The organism is Actinacidiphila yeochonensis CN732, assembly GCF_000745345.1.
GTDB classification, from domain to species: domain Bacteria; phylum Actinomycetota; class Actinomycetes; order Streptomycetales; family Streptomycetaceae; genus Actinacidiphila; species Actinacidiphila yeochonensis.
Genome location: NZ_JQNR01000003.1, coordinates 1,260,111 through 1,283,049 on the forward strand (window position 1 = coordinate 1,260,111; position 22,939 = coordinate 1,283,049).

The following is a 22,939-nucleotide window of genomic DNA, read 5'->3' on the forward strand; positions in this document are numbered from 1 at the left end:
GTGCGGGCCGTAGCGCGCGGGTCCGGCCCGCTCCCGGGTGCGGGCCCGTCCGGGCCTCGGGAGCCGCCGAGCCGTGCGGTCCGGGGTGCCTGGTGGCGCCCCGGACCGCGGCCGGATCAGTGGTGCGTGCGCAGCAGCGTGCGGAACGTCCGCATCGCCACCGACAGGTTCGCCAGGTCGAACTCCTCCGAGCCCTGGATCTCCTCCAGCGTGGTGCGGGCCCGGTTGACCAGGCCGGCGTTGCGCTCCTCCCACGCCTGGTAGCGCTCCTCGGGGCCGGCCGCGTCGCCGCCGGCGCCGAGCACGTCGGCGGTCAGCGCGGCGTGCGCCGCGAAGAGGTCCTCGCGGATCGCGGCGCGCGCCATGGACTGCCAGCGGTCGTCCCGGGGCAGCTGGATGATCCGGTCCAGCAGCTGGGTGATCCCCAGCCGGTCGGCGAGGTCGAAGTAGACGTCGGCCACGTCCAGCGGTGCCCGGTCGGCGCGCCGCGCCACATCGACGATGTCCAGCGCCGGGAACGCGGAGCTGAACCCGGCGACCTTCGCCGCCAGCTCCTCCGGAACCCCGACCCCGGTCAGTTCGTCGCGCATCGACTCGTACCAGGAAAGATCCTCGCCGCGCAGCAGCTTCGGCAGCTCGGCCCAGACCTCGGCCACGCCCTCGCTGAAGAACTCGATGGTCTCGGCGATCTGGAGCGGCTGCATCCGGTTGTTGAGCAGCCAGCGGGTGCCGCGCTCCACCAGCCGCCGCGAGTGCAGCCTGATCCGGGTCAGCACGTCGGCGGCGACGGTGTTGTCCAGCGCCTCCACCGCGTCCCAGATCCCGCCGAGCCCGAAGATGGCACGGGCGGCGGTGTGGGCCCGCACGATCTCCTCGGTGGTGGCCCCGATCTCCTCCCGGAAGCGGTGCAGGAACGTGGTGCCACCGCTGTTGACCGTGTCGTTGACCAGCAGGGTCGTGACGATCTCACGGTGCAGGGCGTGCTGGTCGATCTGGGCGGCGAACCGTTCGCGCAGCGGCACCGGGAAGTAGGCGTGCAGCAGCGACTTCAGGTAGGGGTCGTCCGGCAGGTCGGTACGGATCAGGTCGTCGGCGACGGTGATCTTGGCGTAGGCGAGGACCACCGCCATCTCCGGCTGGGTCAGCCCCACGCCGGCCGCCGCCCGCTCCCGGATCTGCCGGTCGGTGGGCAGGAACTCCAGCGCCCGGTCCAGCCGGCCCTCCCGTCCCAGGCGGCGGATGAACCGCTGGTGGGCGTGGAGCAGGCTGGGGGCCTGGGCCATGCTGTTGGCCAGCGCCACGTTCTGCGCGTAGTTGTTGCGCAGCACCAGGTTGCCGACCTCGTGGGTCATCTCGGCCAGCAGGGTGTTGCGCTGCTTGACCGTCAGGTCGCCGTCGGCGACGCTCCGGTTGAGCAGGATCTTGATGTTGACCTCGTGGTCGGAGGCGTCCACGCCGGCGCTGTTGTCGATCGCGTCGGTGTTGATGTGGCCGCCCTCGCCGCCGGGGCCGCCGCTGCGGGCGAACTCGATCCGGCCCAGCTGGGTGAAGCCGAGGTTGCCGCCCTCTCCGACGACCCGCACCCGCAGGTCGGAGCCGTCCACCCGGATCGCGTCGTTGGCCTTGTCGCCGACGTCCGCGTGGGACTCGGTGGACGCCTTGACGTAGGTGCCGATGCCGCCGTTCCACAGCAGGTCCACCGGGGCCTGCAGGATCGCCTTCATCAGCTCGGCCGGGGTGAGCTTGGCCGCGTGGGACTCGATGCCGAGCGCGGCCCGCACCGGCGCGCTGACGGGGATCGCCTTGGCGGTACGGGGGTACACGCCGCCGCCGGCCGAGACCAGCGAGGTGTCGTAATCCGCCCACGAGGAGCGCGGCAGCGCGAACAGGCGGCGCCGCTCCGCGTAGGAGGCGGCCGCGTCCGGGTTCGGGTCGAGGAAGATGTGCCGGTGGTCGAAGGCGGCGACCAGCCGGATGTGCTCCGACAGCAGCATGCCGTTGCCGAAGACGTCACCGGACATGTCGCCGATGCCGACGACCGTGAAGTCCTCTTCCTGGGTGTTGTGGCCCATCTCGCGGAAGTGCCGCTTCACCGACTCCCAGGCGCCGGAGGAGGTGATCGCCATCTTCTTGTGGTCGTAGCCGACCGACCCGCCCGAGGCGAAGGCGTCGCCCAGCCAGAAGCCGTAGGAGCCCGCGACCTCGTTGGCGATGTCGGAGAAGGACGCGGTGCCCTTGTCCGCGGCCACCACCAGGTACGTGTCGTCGCCGTCGTGCCGCACCACGTCCGGCGGCGGGACGACCTCGCCGGCCACCAGGTTGTCGGTGATGTCCAGCAGCCCGGAGATGAAGGTCCGGTACGAGGCGATGCCCTCGGCCAGCCAGGCGTCCCGGTCGGCGGCCGGGTCGGGCAGCCGCTTGCCGACGAAGCCGCCCTTCGCGCCGACCGGCACGATCACGGTGTTCTTCACCATCTGCGCCTTGACCAGGCCCAGCACCTCGGTGCGGAAGTCCTCCCGGCGGTCGGACCAGCGCAGTCCGCCGCGGGCGACCTTGCCGAACCGCAGGTGCACGCCCTCCACGCGCGGCGAGTACACCCAGATCTCGTACGCGGGGCGGGGCGCCGGCAGGTCGGGGACGGCCTGCGGGTCGAACTTCAGCGACAGGTAGGGGTGCGGGCGGCCGTCGGCGCCGCGCTGGAAGAAGTTGGTGCGCAGCGTCGCCTTGATCAGCGTGAGGAAGGACCGCAGGATGCGGTCCTCGTCGAGGCTGGCGACCTGGTCGAGGGCGCCCTCCAGCTCCTCCAGGATGCCGTCGGTGAGCTCGCTGCCCGCCTTCTGGTGTTCGGGGGAGAACCGGGCCTGGAAGAGGTTGACCAGCAGCCGGGTGGTGTGGACGTTGGTGCGGAGGGTGTCCTCCATGTAGTCCTGGCTGAAGGTGGAGCCGGCCTGCCGCAGGTACTTGGCGTAGGCGCGCAGCACCATCGCCTGGCGCCAGTCCAGGCCGGCCCGCAGCACCAGGGAGTTGAAGCCGTCGTTCTCGGCGCGGTCCGTCCACGTCGCCGCGAACGCCTCCTGGAACCGCTCGCGGGCCTCGTCGCCCAGCTCGCCCAGGCCGGGGGCGTCCTTGCCGCCCGGCAGCGGCGGGTCCAGGCGCAGCCCGAAGTCGTACACCCAGGTGCGGGTGCCGTCGGAGCGGCGCAGCTCGTAGGGGCGCTCGTCGACCACCTCGACGCCCAGCCGCTGGAGCACCGGCAGCACCGCGGACAGCGACACCGGGGAGCCGCTGCGGTAGATCTTGAACCGCCGCTCCCCGGTGGGGGCCGACACCGGCTCGTACAGGCTCAGGGCGAAGTCGTCCTCGCCCAGGCCCTCGATGTGCTGGAGGTCGGCGACGGCCACGCGCGGGGAGAAGTCCGCCCGGTAGCCGTCCGGGAAGGCGTCGGTGTAGCGGCGGCTCAGCTCCGCGGCCCGCTCCTCGCCGCACTCGGCGGTGAGCGCGTCGGCGAAGCCGTCGGCCCAGGACCGGGCCGCGGCCGCGAGCCGCCCCTCGATCCGCTCGACGTCGGAGTCGGTCAGCTGGGGCAGCGGGGTGCCGGCGCCGACGCGGACCACGAAGTGCAGCCGGGACAGTACCGACTCGGTGTTCCAGGCGCTGAAGTCGATGCTGTCGCCGCCCAGCTCCTCCTGGAGGATGCGGGTCAGGCGCTGCCGCACCGCCGTGGTGTAGCGGTCGCGCGGCAGGTAGACCAGCGCGGAGAAGTACCGCCCGTACTCGTCCTGCCGCAGGTAGAGGCGGAGCTTGCGGCGCTCCTGGAGGTACAGCACGCTGGTGACGATGGAGCGCAGCTCGTCGACGCCGGTCTGGAAGAGCTCGTCGCGCGGGTAGGTCTCCAGGATCTGGAGCAGGTCGCGGCCGTCGTGGCTGTCCGCCGGGTAGCCCGAGCTCTCCAGCACCTGCTCGACCTTGCGGCGTGCCACCGGCACCCGCCGCACCGACTCGGTGTACGCGGTGGAGGAGAACAGGCCGAGGAAGCGGCGCTCGCCGACGACGTTGCCCTCGGCGTCGAACTTCTTGACGCCGATGTAGTCCAGGTACGACGGGCGGTGCACGGTGGAGCGGCTGTTGGCCTTGGTGAGGACCAGCAGGCGGTGCTCGCGGGCCTTCCTGCGGGCGTCGGCGGGCAGCCGGCTGAACGAGGGCGAGGCGGGGTGGCCGGGGTGCGTGCCGTCGGCCTGCGGGTGCTGCGGGTCGGAGCGCAGGATGCCGAGCCCGGTGCCCGGGACGGCGACCAGGACGTCCTCCTCGGTGCCGTCCGGGCCGGCCTCGGTGGTGAGCGTGTACTCGCGGTAGCCGAGGAAGGTGAAGTGGTCCTCCGACAGCCAGCGCATCAGCTCCCACGCCTCGCTGGCCTCCTGCTCCGGCAGCGGCGGCGGGGCGTCGGCCAGCTCGTCGGCGATGGTGAGGGCGGCCTGGCGCATCTTCGCCCAGTCCTCCACCGACTCGCGCACGTCGGACAGCACCCGGCGCAGGTCGGCGGCGATCTCCTTGAGGTCGTCCCGATCGGTTTCCCGGTCGATCTCGACGTGGATCCACGACTCGGTCAGGACGTCGTGCGCAGGCGCCTCCTGGCGGGTCCCGTCCGGGCCGCAGGCGGAGCCGACGACCTCCAGGAGCTTGCCCGCGACGTCCCGCCGGACGTGGAACTGGGGGTGGACGACGACGTGGATCGCGCGGTTGGCCTGGGTGAGCGCGTTGGTGACGGAGTCCACGAGGAAGGGCATGTCGTCGGTGACGACCTCGACCACGGTGTGGCTGGACTGCCAGCCGTTGTGCTCGACGCTCGGGGTGTGCACCCGCACGTTCGCGGTGCCCTGGGGGCGCTCTTCCGCGAGCCGGTAGTGGGACAGCGCCGCGCCGTAGACGTCGACCGGATCGCGGTCGATGAGGTCCTCGGGTGCGCTGTGCAGGTAGTACCGCTGAAGGAAGGAGGTCAGCGCCCCGGTGTCGAGGCCCTGCCCGGGGTGTCCCCCGGCTGGGCTGCTCTCACCTGCCCGCGCTGCCTCCTCCAGCAGTTCGGCCTTGGCTTCGTCCAGCTTGCTCTGCATGTCCTCTGACTCCTGTCGCGCGCCGTTGCGTGACGTCGGTGGGTGGCACGACGCACCGCGACGCGGGGTTTCCGCTGCGGGGCGCCGCTATGCCGGGAAGGAGGCGCGGCGTGCGCGTCGGCACGCCGCCACCTCCGATGCGCGGATCAAGGGTGATCACGCCTGCCAGGCTATCGCTCTGGCCGGGGTGCCTGTCATGCGCCGTGTCCGTACAAATGCACCACTCCGGTTTGGCCCGAGTGGACAGGTCAGATGCCGGTCGCACGGATTCCGCCTGGCGCGCGCGACACCGTGCCGACGCCGTGCCGAACGCCCTCGCGCTCACTCGGGCTCACTCCGCTCAACCGGTTATTCGCACGGCGATGTCGACGGCCTCGGCGAGGCTTTCGGCCACCGGCACCCCGGCGGACTCCAGGACGGCCCGGCTGTGCGAACCGCCGGTGTAGAGCACCGCGCGGGCGCCGACGTGGGCCGCGGCGGCGGCGTCGTCCAGCGCGTCCCCGATGACGACGACGCCCTCGGCCTCCACTCCGTCGAGTGCCGCGAGGTGGCGGGCCATCTGCGCGGCCTTGCCGCTTCCCGCGGGGCCGCGGCGGCCGTCCACGCGCAGGAAGTGCTCGGTGATGCCGTACCGCGACAGGAACGGCACCAGCTCCTCGTGCGGCGCCAGGGAGCACACCGACTGGGTGCGCCCCGCGGCGGCGCCCGCGGCCAGCAGCTCGGCAGCGCCCTCGGCGAGGCCGCACCCCTCCGCCAGCCGCCAGTAGTGACGGTGGAAGGCGGCGTCCATCGTCGCCCACTCCTCGGCGCCGGGCAGCCGGCCCAGCAGGCGCTCGTAGAACCGGGTCACGGGCACGCAGTACAGCTCCCGGTACCGCTCCAGGGTGACGGGGGGCAGGCCGAATTCGGCGAACGAGGCGTTCGTGGCCCCGACCACCGCGTCGATGTCGTGGAAGAGGGTTCCGTTCCAATCCCACACCAGGTGCGCGTTCACACCCAGAACCGTACTCGCGGCGGAGGACACCCGTTTCCGGCCTGTGGACAACTCGGTTCCGGAAGCCGCGGGCCGCCGCCGACGAGGGCCGTTTCCAGCCGCGCGGCAGCCCGGCCGGCACCGCCGACACCCACGACCGTCGGCGGCCGCGGCCGCAGCGGTCCCGGCCGGCACACCCCGGACCCGCGCCGCCAGGCCACGGACTGCGAGCCGGGGGGCGGGCCGACCTCGGACGGCCGAGCGACCGCCCCGCCGGCGTCAGCCGATCAGGTGGGGAATCTCCTGCGTCGCATACCAGAGCAGTTCGTGATCCTCGGTACCGTCCACGGTGAATCGCGCGTCCGTGTCGCCGGCATCCGCCGCGACCACCGCGCCCGCCGCCGCGGCGACGTCCGCCTCGGCCTCGTCGGCGTCCACGTGGACCGCCGCGGCCTCGGCCGGCGCCACCGGCTGGAGCAGCCGCACCGCGCCCAGCGCCTCGGGGTCGAGGCTCCGGTCGGGGTCCGATCGCACCGCCGACTCGGGCACGTCCACCGCCACCACCACGCGCCGGCGCCGCGCTTGCGGCTGCGCGGCGAGCAGCCGCAGCGAGGCCTGGGCCGCGCGGGTCAGAGCGGCATACTCCAGCTCCTCGATGTCGTCGGACACGTACCACTCGCGCAGGCCCGGGGTGACGGCGAAAGCGTCCAGCGGGGCCGGGCCCAGCTCACCCGCCGTGAACGCGTCGGCGAGCGTGGCCAGGGTGGTGGGAATGTAGACGCGCATGGCGTGAAGCATACGTGTGCCCCCATGTTCAAGGGTGAATCCGGGTGACCCCCCGAACGGCCCTGCCGGCCCTTTGCCGCCGCTGCCAGGCCGCCCGTACAACCGGCCCCACGAACCAGCAGACGAGCTTGGGGGTCGACCCGTGCAGACCACTCCGCCCCGCCGCCCGGCGGCGCCCGCCCAGACCACCGTCCGAACCGTCGGCCGCGCACCGTCTCCGGCAGCCCGCCCGGCCCAGGAGGGGCGTCCCCTGGGACCGGTCCGCCAGGCCCGGCAGGCGCCGTCCGCCGGCCCCGCCGGCACCGCCCCACCCGGCCGTGCGGACTCCCGGCGCCCCTCGGCAGGTCAGCCCCGCGGGCGGGCGGGCGCGCTGCCGCCGCACCTGTGGTTCGCCCAGCAGCTGCTCGACGTCCTGACCGGACGGCGCCCGCTGACCACGCTGGCGGGCCGGGTGCGCGGGGAGGCGTACCAGCGGCTGTGGCAGCTGCACGCGGACCGGGCCGACTGGCGGGACCTGGCCCGGGGCCGCACCCCGTACGTGCTGCGCTGCCGGGCCGTCACGACGTACAGCGGGGCGCTGGAGGTCGCCGCGGTGGTGGCCCTGGACGAGGACCTGGTGCGGGCCGTCGCCTTCCGGCTGGAGCCCGGCAGCGGCCACACACCCGGCTACGGCAGCCGGCGCTGGCACTGCACGGACGTGGCCGCCCGCTGAGCCGCCCCCTGAGGGACGGCCCGGCGGACGGCCACAGACCCGTCATCCCGCCGCGCGGCCGGTGCCGCGCCGCGCGCCCGGCTACTTCTTGCGGCGCCGACCACCCTTGGCGGCCCGGCGGCGCTCCGCGCGGGTGGTGCCGTCCGCGTCGTCGGAGCCGCCCGAGCCGCCGGCCACGCCGGCCTCCTCGAACTCGCCCTCCACGACGCCGCCCTCGCCGTCGACCGTCGGCGCGGAGAAGTGCAGCCGGTCCGCGCGCTTCGGCGCCTCCAGGCCCTTGGCCCGGATCTCCGGCTGCTTGACCAGCGACGGAGCCTCGGTCGCCGCGTCCTCGGCCGCCGCGTCCTCGGCCACCGGCACCTCCTCGACCTGCTGCTCCACCTGGACCTCCAGGTTGAACAGGTAGCCGACGGACTCCTCCTTGATGCCCTCCATCATGGCCGTGAACATGTCGTAGCCCTCGCGCTGGTACTCGACCAGCGGGTCGCGCTGCGCCATGGCACGCAGGCCGATGCCCTCGTGCAGGTAGTCCATCTCGTACAGGTGCTCACGCCACCTGCGGTCCAGCACCGACAGCACCACGCGCCGCTCCAGCTCGCGCATGATCTCCTCGCCGAGCTGGTTCTCCCGCTCGGAGTACTGCTCGTGGATGTCGTCCTTGACCGACTCGGAGATGAACTCGGCGGTGATGCCGGCCCGGTCGCCGGCCGCCTCCTCCACCTCCGCGATGGTGACCTTGGCCGGGTAGAGCTGCTTGAAGGCGCCCCACAGCCGGTCCAGGTCCCAGTCCTCGGCGAAGCCCTCGCGGGTCTCGGCGTCCACGTAGGCGTCGATGGTGTCGTTCATGAAGTGCTGGACCTGCTCCTGGAGGTCCTCGCCCTCCAGGACGCGGCGGCGCTCGCCGTAGATGACCTCGCGCTGCCGGTTGAGCACCTCGTCGTACTTCAGGACGTCCTTGCGGATCTCGAAGTTCTGCTGCTCGACCTGCGACTGGGCGGAGGCGATGGCGCGGGTGACCATCTTGTTCTCGATCGGCACGTCGTCGGGCACGTTGGCCATGGACATCACCCGCTCGACCATCTGCGCCTTGAACAGCCGCATGAGGTCGTCGCCGAGGGAGAGGTAGAAGCGGGACTCGCCCGGGTCGCCCTGACGGCCGGAGCGGCCGCGCAGCTGGTTGTCGATCCGGCGCGACTCGTGCCGCTCGGTGCCCAGCACGTACAGCCCGCCGAGCTCCTTGACCTCTTCGAACTCGGCCTTGACGGCCTCCTCGGCCCGCTCCAGGGCCCCGGGCAGGGCCGCCGCCCACTCCTCGGCGTGCTCCACCGGGTCCAGGCCGCGCTGGCGCAGCTCCGCCTCGGCGAGGTCGTCGGGGTTGCCGCCGAGCTTGATGTCGGTACCGCGGCCGGCCATGTTGGTGGCGACGGTGACCGCGCCCTTGCGGCCGGCCTGGGCGACGATGGTCGCCTCCCGGTCGTGCTGCTTGGCGTTGAGCACCTCGTGCGGGACGCCGCGCTTGGACAGCTGCGCCGACAGGTACTCGGACTTCTCCACGGACACCGTGCCGACCAGGACCGGCTGGCCCTTCTCGTGCTTCTCCACGATGTCGTCCACGACGGCGGCGAACTTCGCCTCCTCCGTGCGGTAGATGAGGTCGGGCTTGTCCTCCCGCGCCACGTCGCGGTGCGTCGGGATCGGCACCACGCCGAGCTTGTAGATCTGGTGGAACTCCGCGGCCTCGGTCATGGCCGTACCGGTCATACCGGAGAGCTTGGAGTAGAGGCGGAAGAAGTTCTGGAGGGTGATGGTGGCCAGGGTCTGGTTCTCGTCCTTGATGTCCACCCCCTCCTTGGCCTCGATCGCCTGGTGCATGCCCTCGTTGTAGCGGCGGCCGGCGAGGATACGGCCGGTGTGCTCGTCGACGATCATGACCTCGCCGTCCATGACGACGTAGTCCTTGTCGTTCTTGTAGAGCTCCTTGGCCTTGATGGCGTTGTTGAGGTAGCTCACCAGCGGGGTGTTGACCGACTCGTAGAGGTTGTCGATGCCCAGCCAGTCCTCGACCTTGGCGACACCGGACTCGTGGATGGCGACGGTGCGCTTCTTCTCGTCGACGTCGTAGTCGCCCGTCTCCTCCTTGCCCAGGGAGCCGGCCTCACCGCGGTCGAGCCGCTGCACCAGGCGCGCGAAGTCGCTGTACCACTTGGTGGCCTGGTCGGCGGGGCCCGAGATGATCAGCGGGGTGCGGGCCTCGTCGACGAGGATCGAGTCGACCTCGTCGACGATCGCGAAGTTGTGGCCGCGCTGCACCAGCTCGTCCTTCGACCACGCCATGTTGTCGCGCAGGTAGTCGAAGCCGAACTCGTTGTTGGTGCCGTAGGTGATGTCGAAGCCGTACTGGACACGGCGCTCGGCCGGCGACATGTTGGCGAGGATGCAGCCGACTTCGAGGCCGAGGAACTTGTGCACCCGGCCCATCCACTCCGAGTCGCGCTGCGCCAGGTAGTCGTTGACCGTGATCAGGTGGACGCCCTTGCCGGAGATGGCGTTCAGGTACGCCGGCAGCGTGCCGACCAGGGTCTTGCCCTCGCCGGTGCGCATCTCGGCGACATACCCCAGGTGGAGCGCGGCACCGCCCATGATCTGCACGTCGTAGTGGCGCTGGCCCAGCACCCGCTTCGCCGCCTCGCGGACGGTGGCGAATGCCTCCGGCATCAGGTCGTCGAGCGACTCGCCGTCCTGGAAGCGCTGCTTGTACTCGTCGGTGAGCGCCCGCAGCTCGGCATCGGAGAGGTCGACGAAGTCCTCTTCGATGGAATTGACCTGGTCCGCGACTTTTTGCAGCTTGCGCAGGATCTTGCCTTCACCTGCACGCATGATCTTGCTGATGACGGACACGTAGGATGACTCCTTGCCGGTCGGGCCTGCACGCGACTGCCGCGCGGGGCACAGCGCGGGTCCTGACTGCCTGGCCCTGCTGCACCGGCCATCGTAAGCGAGGACACTGGGAGGCCGGGAGGCCCGGCGGCGGCAAAACGGTTTTCCCGGTGCAAGCGGCTCGGCGATACTCGGCGGTCAGCTCCGGCCCGCCATCCGAAAGGTACGCCATTGAAGCCGCCGACACTGACCACCGCGCGCCTGGTCCTGCGCCCGCTGGGCCCCCAGGACGCCGACGCGGTGCACCTTGCCTGCCAGGACCCGGACATCCCGCGCTGGACCTCCGTTCCCCATCCGTACACCCGTGAGATGGCGGAGGACTTCGTCTCCGAGCGGTGCCCTGCGGGGTGGCGCGACGACACCGTGTACAACTTCGGCCTCTTCACGCCGGACGGCGCGCTGGTCGGCTCGATGGGGCTGGTACGGCTCCAGCACCTGGACGCCGCGCAGCGGCAGGCGGAACTGGGCTACTGGACGGCCAAGGAGTGGCGCGGCCGGGGCCTGACCGCGGAGGCGGGGCGCGCGGTGTGCGCCTGGGCCTTCGACGAGCTGGGCGTGGAGCGCCTGGAGTGGTTCGCCGAGGCCGGCAACGAGGGCTCGCGCGCGGTGGCGCTGCGGATCGGCTTCGTGATGGAGGGCGTGGTGCGAGCGAAGATCGTCCACGAGGGGACCCGGCGCGACGCGTGGAGCGGCTCGCTGCTCCCCTCCGACTGGGGGCGCGCCTCCGGGACGGCGTACCTGCCGCATCCGGGTCCGCACGGACGGTGAACGGACGGTGGGACGACCGGGACGACCGGAGCGACCAGCGGGGCGGAGGGGCTCGGCGGCGTTCCGCGGCGGCGGTTCCGCGGGTGACGCGGTGGGACGAGCGGGGTGACCCGTGACCCGGGTGACGCGCGCGGCATCGGGGCGCGTGCGGAGTCGCTCGGGCCGCGAAGGGCCCGGCAGTCAGGCCCGGAGGTCCGGCCCGGAGACGGCCCCGAGGTCAGCCCGGCCGGATTGTCAGTGGCCGGTTCTAGGGTGTCCGCCATGACAGCGCTGCCTCAGCCCGCCGTGTCCCTGTCCGCAGACGAGGCCCGCAGGATCGCCCTGCGGGCGCAGGGCCTGCTCGGGGCGCCCGACCGGAAGGCGGGGGTGCGCGGGGTGCTCCGCTCGCTCGGCGCGGTCCAGCTCGACACGATCTCGGTGCTGGCCCGGTCGCACGAACTGGTGCCGTACGCGCGGCTGGGCGCGGTCGGCCGGGAGGCGGTCGAAGAGGCGTACTGGAGCGGTGCGAGCGCCTTCGAGTACTGGTCGCACGCGGCCTGTGTGCTGCCGGTCGAGGAGTGGCCGCACTTCGCCTTCCGGCGCAGGTCCCGGCGTGCCCGGGGTCACCGGTGGCACATGCTCAAGGACTCGGAGCGCTCCTGCGGCGCCGTGCTGGACCGGCTGCGGGCGGAGGGTCCGCTGACCTCCACCCAGCTCGGCGGCGCCAAGAACGGCGGCCCGTGGTGGGACTGGTCGGAGACCAAGATCGCCGTGGAGTGGCTGCTGGACACCGGCGACGTGGTCTGCACCCGCCGCACCGGCTGGAAGCGGGTCTACGACCTCGCCGAGCGGGCGGTGCCGGACGCTCTCTTCCACGACGACATCGACGACACCGAGTGCGTGCGCAGGCTGGTCGCCCAGGCCGGCGCGGCGATGGGGGTGGCGACCCGCGCGGACCTCGCCGACTACCACCGCCTCAAGGGCGAGCAGGTGTCGGCGGTGGTCGCGGACACCGGGCTGGTGCCGGTGGAGGTCGAGGGCTGGGGGAAGCCCGCGTGGGCTGACCCGGACGCACTGGCCTCGGCGCCGCGCGGCCGGCACCGCACCACGCTGCTGTCGCCGTTCGACTCCCTGGTGTGGGACCGGGCCCGCACCGAGCGGATCTTCGGCTTCACCCACCGGCTGGAGGCCTACACGCCGAAGCCGAAGCGGGTCTACGGCTACTTCGCGATGCCGGTGCTGGTGGGCGGGCGGCTGGTGGGGCGGGTCGACCCGGCCCGCGAGGGGCGGACGCTGGTCGCCCGGCAGGTCTCCCTCGGGGGGCAGCGCAGCGTGGAGGGGACGGCCGAGGCGATCGTGGAAGCGGCGAGCTGGGTCGGCTGCACCGAGGCCCGAGTGGAGCGGGTGGAGCCGGAGGCGCTGCGCGCACCGCTGGCCGACGCCGTCAAACGCGCCCACGACCGCCGCTGACGGGACCACCGCTGACCGGCCACCCCACCCGCCCTTACCTCTGCCCACTCCGCCCCCGAAACCCGCCCTGCGGCCTGTAAGGGAACTCTCGCCGCGTGGCTGCCGGGTCCCGGCCGCCACGCGGAAGGCCCGGAACCCGGGGCGCGGGTCGGACGCGCGGCGGGCGCGCTCAAGCAGAGGCCCGCGCAGCGCGGGCGGCGGCGGGACGCAGGTCGGGGGTCGGCCCGCGGACCGACCGGCCGGCGAGGGGTCTCCCCCCGCGGCGCCGGACGGCCCGGACGGGACCTACCGGATCTCCAGGATCTTCTCGCGCATCGCGTAGACCACCGCTTCCATCCTGGAATGCAACTGCAGCTTCTCCAGGATGTTGCGGACGTGGTTCTTCACGGTGTTCTCGCTGATGAAGAGCTGCTTGGCGATGTCGCGGTTGTTCAGCCCGGTGGCGACCAGCTTCAGCACCTCCATCTCCCGGTCGGTGAGCCTCGGCGCCGGCACCAGCCGCTTCTCGTCCGTGCGCTGGATCATCGACTTGAACTCGGTGAGCAGCTTCGACGCCATGGAGGGGCTGATCTGCGACTGTCCGTCGGCGACCGCCCGGATCGCGGTGGCCACCTCGTCGGTGGAGATCTCCTTCAGGAGGTAACCGGTCGCGCCGGCCTTGATCGCCTCGTAGAGGTCGGCCTCCTCGTCGCTTATCGTCAGCATGATGATCTTGGCGCTGGGGGCCACCTCCTTGATCGAGGTACACGCCTCGATCCCTCCCCGGCGCGGCATCCTGACATCCATCAGCACGATGTCCGGCAGCAGGTCCGCGGCCTTCTCCACCGCCTCGGCGCCGTCCCCGGCCTCTCCGATGACCTGGATGTCCTCCTCCTGCGCGAGCACGATCTCCAGGCCGCGGCGGAAGAGGGCATGGTCATCCACCACCAACACCCGGATGGGCTCCACCGCGGCCGGTCCGGGCATCGGTTCCTCGTCGGGGAACCGGCCTCGGCCACCGAGCGCTCCATGCCCGTAGTCCGGCATCAGATCCTCCCCCTCAGACCAGAGTTGAGCACTGGTCCAGCATTTCACGTCCCGGTGCGGTGGCGCCCCGAGGACGCTTCTCCGGTTGCCGGCACATGAGTCGGCGCTACAGCGCGCGCCCCCGTCGCGGCGGGCGTCCTCAGCGCGGTCCGACGCTGAGGACGCCCGCCACCTCGATGTCCGTGGGCACGGCCGGTCCCTCTCCTCGCCGGGAGAGTGTGCCCAGCGTGCGGCGCTGGTCGGTGTCAACGGCCCGCCGGACTCTCCCGCCGCGGCCTGCCTCCGCCACGGCCTTGAGGTCATCTGCCTCGGATTCGGCCGTCGCGGCCTCGGATTCCTGAGGTGGCTACGGCTTGCGGACGGCTGCGGTCCAGGGAGGGCACAGCTCCGCGGGGATCACTCGGCGTGGCCGAGGGTGTCTCCCGCGCCCTTGGGCGCGACGCCCCCCGACTCGTCGGCGTTGAGGTGGATGACGCCGTAGTCGTACCCGTGCCGGCGGTAGACCACGCTGGGCTGCTTGGTCTCGCTGTCGACGAACAGGTAGAAGTCGTGCCCGACCAGCTCCATCTCGTAGAGCGCCTGGTCGAGCGCCATCGGCGCCGCAGCGTGGGTCTTCTCCCGGACCACCAGGGGCCCGTCGCCGTGTACTTCCAGTGAGCCGATCTTCTTGGTGGGTACGGCCTCGCCACTCTCCTGGTCGGCGACGAACGTGCCGTCGCCGTTGTAGCTGGCAGCTCCCGGAACGACGCTGCCGACTTCGGAGGCGGGGATGCGCGCGGTGCCCCGGCGGTCGTGCCGCTTGCTCGCGGCCTTGCGCAGCCGGGCCTCCAGCTTGGAGACCGCGAGGTCCAGCGCGGCGTACGGGTCCCCTGCGGCGGCTTCCGCCCGGACCACGGGGCCGCGGTGGTTCAGCGTGATCTCCACGCGGTCGCTACGGTCGGCCTGACGGGGGTTGAGCTCCTTGGACACCTCGACGTCGAGGCTGATCACCTTGCCGTCGAGCTTCTGGATCTTCTCCAGCTTCTCCGCCACGTGCTTCCGGAACCGCTCGGGAACCTCGGTCTTGCGGCTCTTGACGACGATGTCCACGCAGAACTCCGTTCCGGACCACCCCCGCTGACCAGGGGCGATCCCTTTCCTGTGGCCGACGGTCGGGACACCCCGGCGCCGGCGCTGCGTCGGCTGCCGCCTCGCGATGCGTACTGCCGCACCGTCCGCGAGGCTGCGGCTTTCACCTCCTTCTGCCCCAAGGGGAAGATCAACACCCCAAGTGCTGCCCTCCCTCTCTCCCGAACATAGTCCCGGAGTGTGTATCTCGGCATCCCCAGCGCTCCCATACCTCCGTTCGAGCGAATGCGCCTTCCCTACCTGCGGCAATACACATACGAGCTGATCTACGGGGCGGGCGGCGCCGCCACCACGGCCGCCCCGCAGATCCACCCGCCGACCGCCTCGACGGCTCCGGCGGCCGCCGCCAGCGACGCCCCCGTCGTCACGAGGTCGTCGACCAGCACCACCGGCCCTGCGGCAACCAGCGGTACCGCCGAACGGGCGATCTCCAGCGCACCGGAGAGGTTCGCCCGGCGGGCGGCCCCGGCCAGTCCGGACTGGTCGGCGACCGGCCGCCGCTGCCGCAGCACGGCGGCCACCCGTGCCGGCACCCCGCACCGCCGCAGTTCCCGGGCCGCGGACCGGGCCATGCGGGCGGTGGCGTCGTGCCCCCGCTGCGCCACGGCCCTGCGGGACGAGGGCACGGGGACCAGCAGGAGCACGCCGCCGCGGGCGTCCCTCGGAGCGGCGGGACTCCGAGGGACGGGCGGGCAGGGCGGACCCTGCCGCGGCGGGGGCGGCTGACCCGGCAGGGCGGTGCCGGGACGGCGGACCCCGCCCGTGACCGGGACCGTACGGAGACCGCCGACACCTGCGGGGAGCGCCCCGGCCGTGGACGCCGCCCGCAGAACCGCCGCCGAGAGTGCGGCGCCCAGGGGTCCGGCCAGCCCCAGGGCACCACGCTCCTTGTGCGCGAGGACGACGGCCCGCACCTCGTCCTCGTACCGGCCGACCGCGAAGACCGCGGGAAGGCCCCACGGCTCCGGTGACGGCCGGACGCGCCGCACCGTGGCTGCTCCGCCCAGCAGTCCTCGGCACCGCTCGCACAACTCCGTACGCGGGCGCCCGCAACCCGCGCAGTCCACCGGAAGTACCAGCCCGGCGAACTCCCGCCACCAGCCCCGCATGACTCCACTGTGCGGTCTGCTCCCCCGGCTCGACCAGTCACCCGTACGGGTTGTGGATAACTCGCGCGAAAGCCCGCCAAGCCGGGAATCGCCGCAGGTGAGGGCCGCGAAAGCGTTCAGCGGGGAGAAGTGCCGAGAGGCCGGCCGCGCCCTCGACACCCGGCGCACGCCACGGGACAGCGGCTCGGCGGCCGGCCAGCAGTGGGCTCGGCGGGAAGATCCCGACCGCAAGCGACCCGTAAGCCCCCGGAAGCCCCCGGAAGCGACCGGAAGCCGAGCCGGACAGGGAGCCCGGACACGATCCCGAAGGCGACCCAGCACGAAAGCCCTGCCCGGCCGCCCAGGAACCCCCGCGCCCGATGGCGCCGGCACCCGACACACCGGTACCCGCCCCGCCCCCGCCCCCGAACGCGGCGAGGCGAGCGCGGCCTCAGCCCGGATAGACGGGGCTGACGCCCTTCGGCGAGAGCTGCTTCCAGTTCGCGTCCGCCGGCAGCTGGTAGACGCGCCCCGCGTACGAGGCGAGCAGCGGAAGCTTCGGGTTCTCCGAGGCGGACACCGAGGCCGCCTCGCTGACGCCCTGGAGCGCCGAGGCCGCCGAGCCGTCGGTGTTGACGTACTCGATCCGCTGGGCGCCGCCACGTTCGGCGTCGAGGACCACCAGCCGGCTGGGACCTGCCCAGGACACGGACGTCACGCTCTCCCCGACCGGCGAGAGCGGCCGCAGGTCGTCGACGGAGAACGCCGGGTGCTGGGTACTGCCGGCCCGGACGATCCGGCCCAGCTGGAGCCGGGTGGTGCCGTGGTCCTGGACCACCAGCGCTATCCGCACCCCGTCGGAGGCGACCCGTAGCGACTCCACCCGCCCCTCCAGGCCGGGCACCGGCACTTCGACCGGCGTGCCCATGCCGCCGCTCAGGACGAGGAGCCGCGGGGAGTCCGGGTCACGGTCGGCCACCCACAGGTCGTCGAAGCCGTCCCAGCTCGGAGCGCTCAGGCCGCCGGCCGCCCGGCTGTGGACCAGCGCCTTGCCGAACCCGGTCCCGCCGACGAGTGAGCCCACCACCAGGTCGTGGCCGTCGTCGCGCACCCCCGCGGCGGCCTGCTGGTCGCGCCGGATCGCCACCGAGCCCAAACCCGCCTTGGCGGCGCCGAAGGGCCCCGACACCGGCGTCGCCCGAGGCTCCGAGTCGGCGTCGTCCTCGGGCAGTGCCAGCAGCCGGTGGTCGCCGTCGGCCTCGATGTAGTACGGCCGCGCGTCCCTCCCGACCAGCTTGTCCGAGCCGTACTGCGCAGCCTGCTGCCCGGGCAGCCGACAGGCCGTGGAGCCGTCGGCACGGAGCAGCTCGACCGAGGAGAGCGGCGCCGACGCCTGCGCCTGGACGGTGGCGAACAACTGCGCCGCGAACATCGTGCACCGTGTGCCGCGCAGCCCGTCCGCGGCGCGGTCCAGCCGCACCCGCAGTCGCTGCGAGTCGTCGACGGTCACACCGCCGTCGGACGCCTTGCTGTCGAGCGCGGCCCCGGTCGGCGCCGCGCTGCTCACCACGGGGGCCAGCCAGGTCGTGGGGCCGCCCAGCAGGGCCGACACCGTCGCCACCAGCGGATCGGTCTGGTTGCGCAGGTACACCGGGTCGGCGACCAGGGCCTGTACCGGACCGTCAGAACCGTGCCCGTCAGGGCCCAGCCTGGCGAAATAGTACATATTCACGGAGTGGTATATCCGCTGGAAGTCCGAGTCGGACAGGACGAGCCCGCCGGGCAGCCCGTCGATCCGCCACTGGTTGTCCTGCCGGATCAGGTGGAACTCCGTGTCGAACGGCCCCTGGGACGGCTCGTACGCGTGCTTGGTGTCCACGACGGCCGCCTTGGTGGCCGAGAGGTCCACCATCGCCTCCCCGCCCTTGGCGGAGCCGCCCGTCTCGTGCGAGACCGCCTGGCCGGAGAAGACGGTGATCTTCGCCCCGGGATTCCACTGGACTCCCTTGGCCAGGTACTTGCGGGCGGTGGTGAAGTCGGCCTCGCTGCTGGTGGTGGCCTCCATGAAACCGCTGACGATGGCCGACGGGGTCTCGTCAGGGCTCGGCGGGATGGCGCCGACCCGTACCTGGGTGTCGGAGTCGGCGTGCTGCGTGTCGCCGACCTTGCGCACCTCTCCGCTGCTCGGCATGGAGGCGCAGCCCGCCAGCAGCAGAACTCCGCACAGCGGCAGCAGTCCGGACCGCAGCAGCCGTCGGCCGCCCCCCAACGCACCCATCAGACGTCGTCCTCCCGAACGGCTTCTCTGTGCTCACTGTGCCCCACCACGCGTGCGCCGCTCCCGGGCAGCGCCGCCGGATCGGCCGTCGGCGCCCTGGGAGGCGCCTTCGGCACCGGTGGTATCCGCGGTCCCCGGACGGCGGACCGCCCGCCCGTCGTCCCCTCCTCGGGCCCCGAGGCCCCGGACCCGGCGCGCGGCGCCGGCACGCCCGCCGCCGCTCCGGCAGCTCCGGCCGTACCCGTGGCTCCGGTCGCCCCGCCCGGGCCCGTCACTCCCGACGCCCGCGGGGGAGTCCCCGCCCCGGCCGACGCCCCGGAACGCCCGACGCCGCCCCCTGCCGTCGGTCCCGAGGAACGCAGAGCACGGTTGCGCCGCGAGTCCTCGGGCTCCAGCGGGATGGGCGAGCCGCGCAGGCTGTCGCCGGCCGTCCGCGGCAGCGTCATCCGGAACTGCGAACCGCCGCCCGGCTCGCCCCACGCCTGGAGCCAGCCGCCGTGCAGCCGTGCGTCCTCGACGGCGATGGACAGGCCCAGGCCCGTCCCGCCGGTGGTACGCGCCCGCGCCGGGTCGGCCCGCCAGAACCGGTTGAACACCCGGGTCGCCTCGCCCGGCTTGAGTCCCACGCCGTAGTCGCGCACCGAGACGGCGACGGCACCGTCCGCGGTCGCCAGCCGGACCACCACGTCGCGGCCCTCGCCGTGCTCGATCGCGTTGACGACCAGGTTGCGCAGTACCCGCTCCACCCGTCGCGGGTCCGCCTCGGCGATCACCGGCAGCGCGTCGCCGCGCACCAGCACCCGGCTTCCCTTGCGCTCGGCCAGCGGCTCGTAGGCGTCCACGACCAGGTGCACCACGTCGCGCAGGTCTATCGGCTCGGCCGCCAGGTCGGCGGCGCCCGCGTCGAACCGGCTGATCTCCAGCAGATCCGACAGCAGCGACTCGAAGCGGTCCAGCTGGTTCTGGAGCAGTTCGGCGGAGCGGGCGGTGATCGGGTCGAAGTCGTCGCGGCCGTCGTGGATCACGTCGGCGGCCATCCGCACCGTCGTCAGCGGAGTCCGCAGCTCGTGCGAGACGTCGGAGACGAACCGGCGCTGCATCCGCGACAGGTCCTCCAGCTGCTGGATCTTCACCTGGAGGTTCTGCGCCATCTTGTTGAAGGACTCGCCGAGCCTGGCGATGTCGTCCTCGCCGCTGACCTGCATCCGCTCCTGGAGCCGGCCGGCCGCCAGCCGCTCGGCGATCCCGGCGGCCATCCGCACCGGCGTGACCACCTGCCGCGTCACCAGCCACGCGATGGCGCCGAGCAGCACCACCACGAATATCCCCGCGGTGGCCAGGGTGCCCTTGACCAGGCCGAGGGTCTTCTCCTCCTGGTCGAACGGGAAGAGGTAGTAGAGCTGGTACGTTCCGCCGTTGACGTCGGTCAACCGCTTGCCGACCGCCAGTGCCGGCTTCGGCTTGCTGCCGTCGTCGGTGTGCACGGTCGTGTACTGCTTCAGCGCGCCGGGGTGCTTCCCCACCGCCGTGATCAGCGAAGCCGGGATACTGCGGTCGGGCAGCACACTGCCGGAGCTGCGCGGCCCGTGCGCGTTGGAGCTGCCCTCGCCGAACGTGGGCTCGTCGCCGCTCTTCGGGGTCAGCGCGACGATCCAGTAGACGCCCTTGCCGCCGCTGGCGAACTGCTGCACCAGATCCGTCAGCCACGTCCCGGAGTCGATCGGCCCCTGCGGGGGGCTCGAACCGGTGCCGTCCTGGGACTGGGTGCCCTCGTTCGCCATGTCCTGCGCGATCGAGAAACCACCGGTCGCCTGGTTGGTGGCCGCCTTCTCCTTCGCGTCGAGCAGGCCGTTCTTCACCTGCCCGATGACGACGAAGCCCAGCAGCAGCACCACGCCCACCGACATCAGCAGGGTGTACGAGACCACCCGCAGCTGGAGGTTGCGCCGCCACAGGCGGGTCGCGGGCTGCAGGGGCCGACGCGCCCAGCGCACGCACGAGCGGATCACCGGCATCAGCCCGCGCATGGGATCGGCCAGCCGGCTCTCCAGACGTTCACGCTCGTACGACGCGCACATCTCAGCCCGGCCCCGCCTTGTAACCGACGCCCCGGACGGTCACCACGATCTCGGGCCGCTCCGGGTCCTGCTCGACCTTGGAGCGCAGCCGCTGGACGTGCACGTTGACCAGGCGGGTGTCGGCGGCGTGCCGGTAGCCCCAGACCTGCTCCAGCAGCACCTCGCGGGTGAACACCTGCCACGGCTTGCGGGCCAGCGCCACCAGCAGGTCGAACTCCAGCGGGGTCAGCGCGATGGGCTGGCCGCCGCGCTTGACCGAGTGGCCGGCCACGTCGATCACGAGGTCGCCGATCGCCAGCTGCTCCGGCGTCGGCTCCTCCGCCCGCCGCAGCCGTGCCCGGACCCGGGCCACCAGTTCCTTCGGCTTGAACGGCTTGATCACGTAGTCGTCGGCACCGGACTCCAGGCCCACGACGACGTCGACCGTGTCGCTCTTGGCCGTCAGCATCACGATGGGCACCCCGGACTCCGCCCGGATCTGCCGGCACACGTCGATGCCGTCGCGACCGGGCAGCATCAGGTCCAGCAGCACCAGATCGGGCTTGCTCTCCCGGAAAGCGGCCAGCGCCTTGTCACCGTCGGCGCAGAACGACGGCTCGAAACCCTCTCCGCGCAGCACGATGCCAAGCATCTCCGACAGCGCGGTGTCGTCGTCGACGACCAGGACACGTCCCTTCATACCGACCATCATCCCATTTGCATATCGGTTCCTGTGACCATCGGTGATCGAGGTCACGTACTGCTGTCCATTTCCACGTCATTCGTGGTCGTCCAGCAGTTTCCGTGGCCGTCGATGTCCGTTGACGGTCGATTGACGTTTGTCCGACGACAGGCGCGGACATCGCGCTGACACCAGGCGGCGAGCCTAGTACCTGTCCCGGCTGGACATGCCCCGCTCGCTCCACCGGCACATCCGGCCAGTATGGCCCCGCCCGAGGCGGAGCGGCACCCGAACGCCCGGCCGGACCCCGCCCGACGACGATCTCTCTCCCCCCGACGACGATCTCCTCGCCCGCCGACGATCTCCTCCCCGCCCGGGACCGCCGCAGGCCCCGGGCGGACGCCCCGCCTCCGCCTACCGGCACACCGCCGCGAGCGTCTCCGCCGTCACCGGGGAGACCACGCCGTTCTCGGTCACGATGGCCGTGATCAGCTCCGGCGGGGTCACGTCGAACGCCGGGTTGTACGCCTGCGTGCCCAGCGGCGAGGGGGCCAGATCGGTCACCTCGCTCCCCGCGCGCTGCTCGACCTCGATCGAGGCCCCGTCCGGCGTGTCCAGGTCCACCGTGGTGGTCGGCGCCACGACGACGAAGGGCACATGGTGGTACCGGGCGAGCACCGCCAGCGGGTAGGTGCCGACCTTGTTCGCCGTCGAACCGTCCGCCGCGATCCGGTCGGCCCCCACCAGCACCGCGTCCACCTCACCGCCGGTGAACAGCGAGCCGGCCGCGTTGTCGGAGAGCAGCGTGTACGGCATCCCCGCCCGGGCCGCCTCGTACGCGGTCAGCCGGGCCCCCTGCAGCAGCGGACGCGTCTCGTCCACCCACAGCCGCCGCAGCCCCCCGGCCCGGTGCACCGCCAGCACCACGCCCAGGGCGGTCCCCTCGCCGCCCGACACCAGGGCGCCGGTGTTGCAGTGGGTCAGCAGCCGGAAGCCGCCGCCGGGCACCAGCTCGCCGAGCAGCCGCGATCCGTGCTCGGCCATCGCCCGGCTCGCGACGGCGTCCTCGGCATGCAGCGCGCGGGCCTCCGCGAGCGCGGCGGCCGCGGCCTGCCCCGGCTCGGCCTTCCGGTGGGCCTCCAGGGCCCGCCGCACCCCGTAGCTGAGGTTGACCGCCGTCGGCCGGGCCTGGGACAGCAACTCAGCAGCCTCCTCGACGTCATAGCCGCGTCCCGCCGCGAGCGCCACCCCGTAGGCGCCGGCCAGGCCCAACAACGGGGCGCCACGGACGGCCAGCGACCGTATCGCCGCCACCAGTGCGTGCACGTCCGTGCACACCAACTCGACTTCCTCGTGGGGCAACCGGGTCTGGTCCAACAGCACCAGGACCGGCCCCTCGGGCGGCTCCGCCCAGCGCAGTGCGGGGAGGGCAGCGTTCTCAGCTCGCGTCGCTTGATCAGCCATCCCCTCAGTCTGCCTCCACACGGCGCCCTGACGTGAGCCCGTGACACGATGGCGCTCCGAACAGGCCGTGCAACCCAAAGGGGCAGCCTCCGATGACCGACAATCCGGGCTGGGCATCGCCCGGACCCTCCGACTCCCGCGAGCCGCGAGACGGCGACCGCCCCGATCCGTCCACCCAGGACCCCGATCCGCCCGTCCCAGGCCCTGATCCGTCCGTGCCATCCGCTCCGCATTCATCCGTGCCATCCGCTCCGCATTCATCCGTGCCATCCGCTCCGAACGAGCGGCCCGCTGACGACGCGTCCGCGGACACTTCCGAGGGGTCGGGGGTTCCGGACAGGGTCACGCCGACCGACGGGGCGGAGCCGGCCGACGGTGCCGGGAGAGTCGAACCCGCCGCCGCGTCAGGCGAGTCCGCGGGAGCGGAGCGACAACGGATCGGTGCTGACGACGAGTCCGGCCCGCCATCCGCTCCGCCGGGAG

The 22,939-nt window shown here is 72.5% G+C and carries 14 protein-coding genes; 3 read left to right on the forward strand and 11 right to left on the reverse strand.

Features of this window, described 5'->3' with window-relative positions:
• Positions 1–116 precede the first annotated feature (116 nt).
• The 3 genes from BS72_RS06830 to BS72_RS06840 all read right to left on the reverse strand — a co-directional run bounded on the left by BS72_RS06830 (position 117) and on the right by BS72_RS06840 (position 6,867).
• Positions 117–5,108, reverse strand: a complete 4,992-nt coding sequence (locus tag BS72_RS06830) for an NAD-glutamate dehydrogenase (RefSeq protein WP_037907208.1) — start codon at positions 5,106–5,108, stop codon at positions 117–119.
• 340 nt (positions 5,109–5,448) lie between these two features.
• Complete coding sequence (locus tag BS72_RS06835) at positions 5,449–6,102, reverse strand: HAD family hydrolase (RefSeq protein WP_198545763.1); 654 nt, start codon at positions 6,100–6,102, stop codon at positions 5,449–5,451.
• Positions 6,103–6,360: 258 nt separating this feature from the next.
• Positions 6,361–6,867, reverse strand: coding sequence for a DUF6912 family protein (locus BS72_RS06840; protein WP_037907950.1), 507 nt, complete (start codon positions 6,865–6,867; stop codon positions 6,361–6,363).
• A gap of 142 nt (positions 6,868–7,009) precedes the next feature.
• Between BS72_RS06840 and BS72_RS32030 the strand changes: the two genes are divergently transcribed.
• A complete protein-coding gene (locus tag BS72_RS32030; RefSeq protein ID WP_051950718.1) occupies positions 7,010–7,579 on the forward strand; it encodes an Rv3235 family protein in 570 nt (189 codons plus the stop codon).
• 81 nt (positions 7,580–7,660) lie between these two features.
• Here the strand turns inward: BS72_RS32030 and secA are convergent, their stop codons facing one another.
• Positions 7,661–10,477, reverse strand: a complete 2,817-nt coding sequence (gene secA, locus BS72_RS06850) for a preprotein translocase subunit SecA (protein ID WP_037907210.1) — start codon at positions 10,475–10,477, stop codon at positions 7,661–7,663.
• 210 nt (positions 10,478–10,687) lie between these two features.
• Between secA and BS72_RS06855 the strand changes: the two genes are divergently transcribed.
• Both BS72_RS06855 and BS72_RS06860 read left to right on the forward strand, forming a co-directional pair.
• Positions 10,688–11,284, forward strand: coding sequence for a GNAT family N-acetyltransferase (locus tag BS72_RS06855; protein ID WP_037907212.1), 597 nt, complete (start codon positions 10,688–10,690; stop codon positions 11,282–11,284).
• Positions 11,285–11,545: 261 nt separating this feature from the next.
• On the forward strand, positions 11,546–12,733 hold the full coding sequence (locus BS72_RS06860; protein WP_037907223.1) for a winged helix-turn-helix domain-containing protein: 1,188 nt from the start codon (positions 11,546–11,548) through the stop codon (positions 12,731–12,733).
• Positions 12,734–13,018: 285 nt separating this feature from the next.
• Here the strand turns inward: BS72_RS06860 and BS72_RS06865 are convergent, their stop codons facing one another.
• From BS72_RS06865 to mtnA, 7 genes are all read right to left on the reverse strand, one after another.
• On the reverse strand, positions 13,019–13,699 hold the full coding sequence (locus tag BS72_RS06865) for a response regulator (RefSeq protein ID WP_407638931.1): 681 nt from the start codon (positions 13,697–13,699) through the stop codon (positions 13,019–13,021).
• A 456-nt stretch (positions 13,700–14,155) separates the two neighbouring features.
• Positions 14,156–14,848, reverse strand: a complete 693-nt coding sequence (hpf, locus tag BS72_RS06870; RefSeq protein ID WP_037907225.1) for a ribosome hibernation-promoting factor, HPF/YfiA family — start codon at positions 14,846–14,848, stop codon at positions 14,156–14,158.
• A gap of 305 nt (positions 14,849–15,153) precedes the next feature.
• A complete protein-coding gene (locus tag BS72_RS06875) occupies positions 15,154–15,996 on the reverse strand; it encodes a ComF family protein (protein ID WP_037907227.1) in 843 nt (280 codons plus the stop codon).
• A 430-nt stretch (positions 15,997–16,426) separates the two neighbouring features.
• Positions 16,427–18,253, reverse strand: a complete 1,827-nt coding sequence (locus BS72_RS06880) for an LpqB family beta-propeller domain-containing protein (RefSeq protein ID WP_037907228.1) — start codon at positions 18,251–18,253, stop codon at positions 16,427–16,429.
• Positions 18,253–20,280 (reverse strand): MtrAB system histidine kinase MtrB, encoded by a 2,028-nt coding sequence (mtrB, locus tag BS72_RS06885; protein WP_232792257.1) that lies wholly within the window; start codon positions 20,278–20,280, stop codon positions 18,253–18,255. Before mtrB ends, BS72_RS06880 begins: the two co-directional genes overlap by 1 nt.
• A 52-nt stretch (positions 20,281–20,332) precedes the next feature.
• Entirely contained in the window at positions 20,333–21,022 is a 690-nt protein-coding gene (mtrA, locus tag BS72_RS06890) for an MtrAB system response regulator MtrA (RefSeq protein WP_198545765.1), read from the reverse strand.
• A gap of 384 nt (positions 21,023–21,406) precedes the next feature.
• Entirely contained in the window at positions 21,407–22,456 is a 1,050-nt protein-coding gene (mtnA, locus tag BS72_RS06895) for an S-methyl-5-thioribose-1-phosphate isomerase (RefSeq protein ID WP_037907229.1), read from the reverse strand.
• Positions 22,457–22,939 lie beyond the last annotated feature (483 nt).

Coding starts and splice junctions, on each gene's coding strand:
- BS72_RS06830 (WP_037907208.1), bottom strand. CDS start 5,108: ATGCAGAGCAAGCTGGACGAAGCCAAGGCCGAACTGCTGGAGGAGGCA.
- BS72_RS06840 (WP_037907950.1), bottom strand. CDS start 6,867: ATGCGCGTCTACATTCCCACCACCCTGGCCACGCTCGCCGACGCGTTC.
- BS72_RS06860 (WP_037907223.1), top strand. CDS start 11,546: ATGACAGCGCTGCCTCAGCCCGCCGTGTCCCTGTCCGCAGACGAGGCC.
- BS72_RS06865 (WP_407638931.1), bottom strand. CDS start 13,699: ATGCCCGGACCGGCCGCGGTGGAGCCCATCCGGGTGTTGGTGGTGGAT.
- BS72_RS06875 (WP_037907227.1), bottom strand. CDS start 15,996: ATGCGGGGCTGGTGGCGGGAGTTCGCCGGGCTGGTACTTCCGGTGGAC.
- BS72_RS06880 (WP_037907228.1), bottom strand. CDS start 18,253: ATGGGTGCGTTGGGGGGCGGCCGACGGCTGCTGCGGTCCGGACTGCTG.
- mtrB (WP_232792257.1), bottom strand. CDS start 20,280: ATGCGCGGGCTGATGCCGGTGATCCGCTCGTGCGTGCGCTGGGCGCGT.
- mtrA (WP_198545765.1), bottom strand. CDS start 21,022: ATGATGGTCGGTATGAAGGGACGTGTCCTGGTCGTCGACGACGACACC.
- mtnA (WP_037907229.1), bottom strand. CDS start 22,456: ATGGCTGATCAAGCGACGCGAGCTGAGAACGCTGCCCTCCCCGCACTG.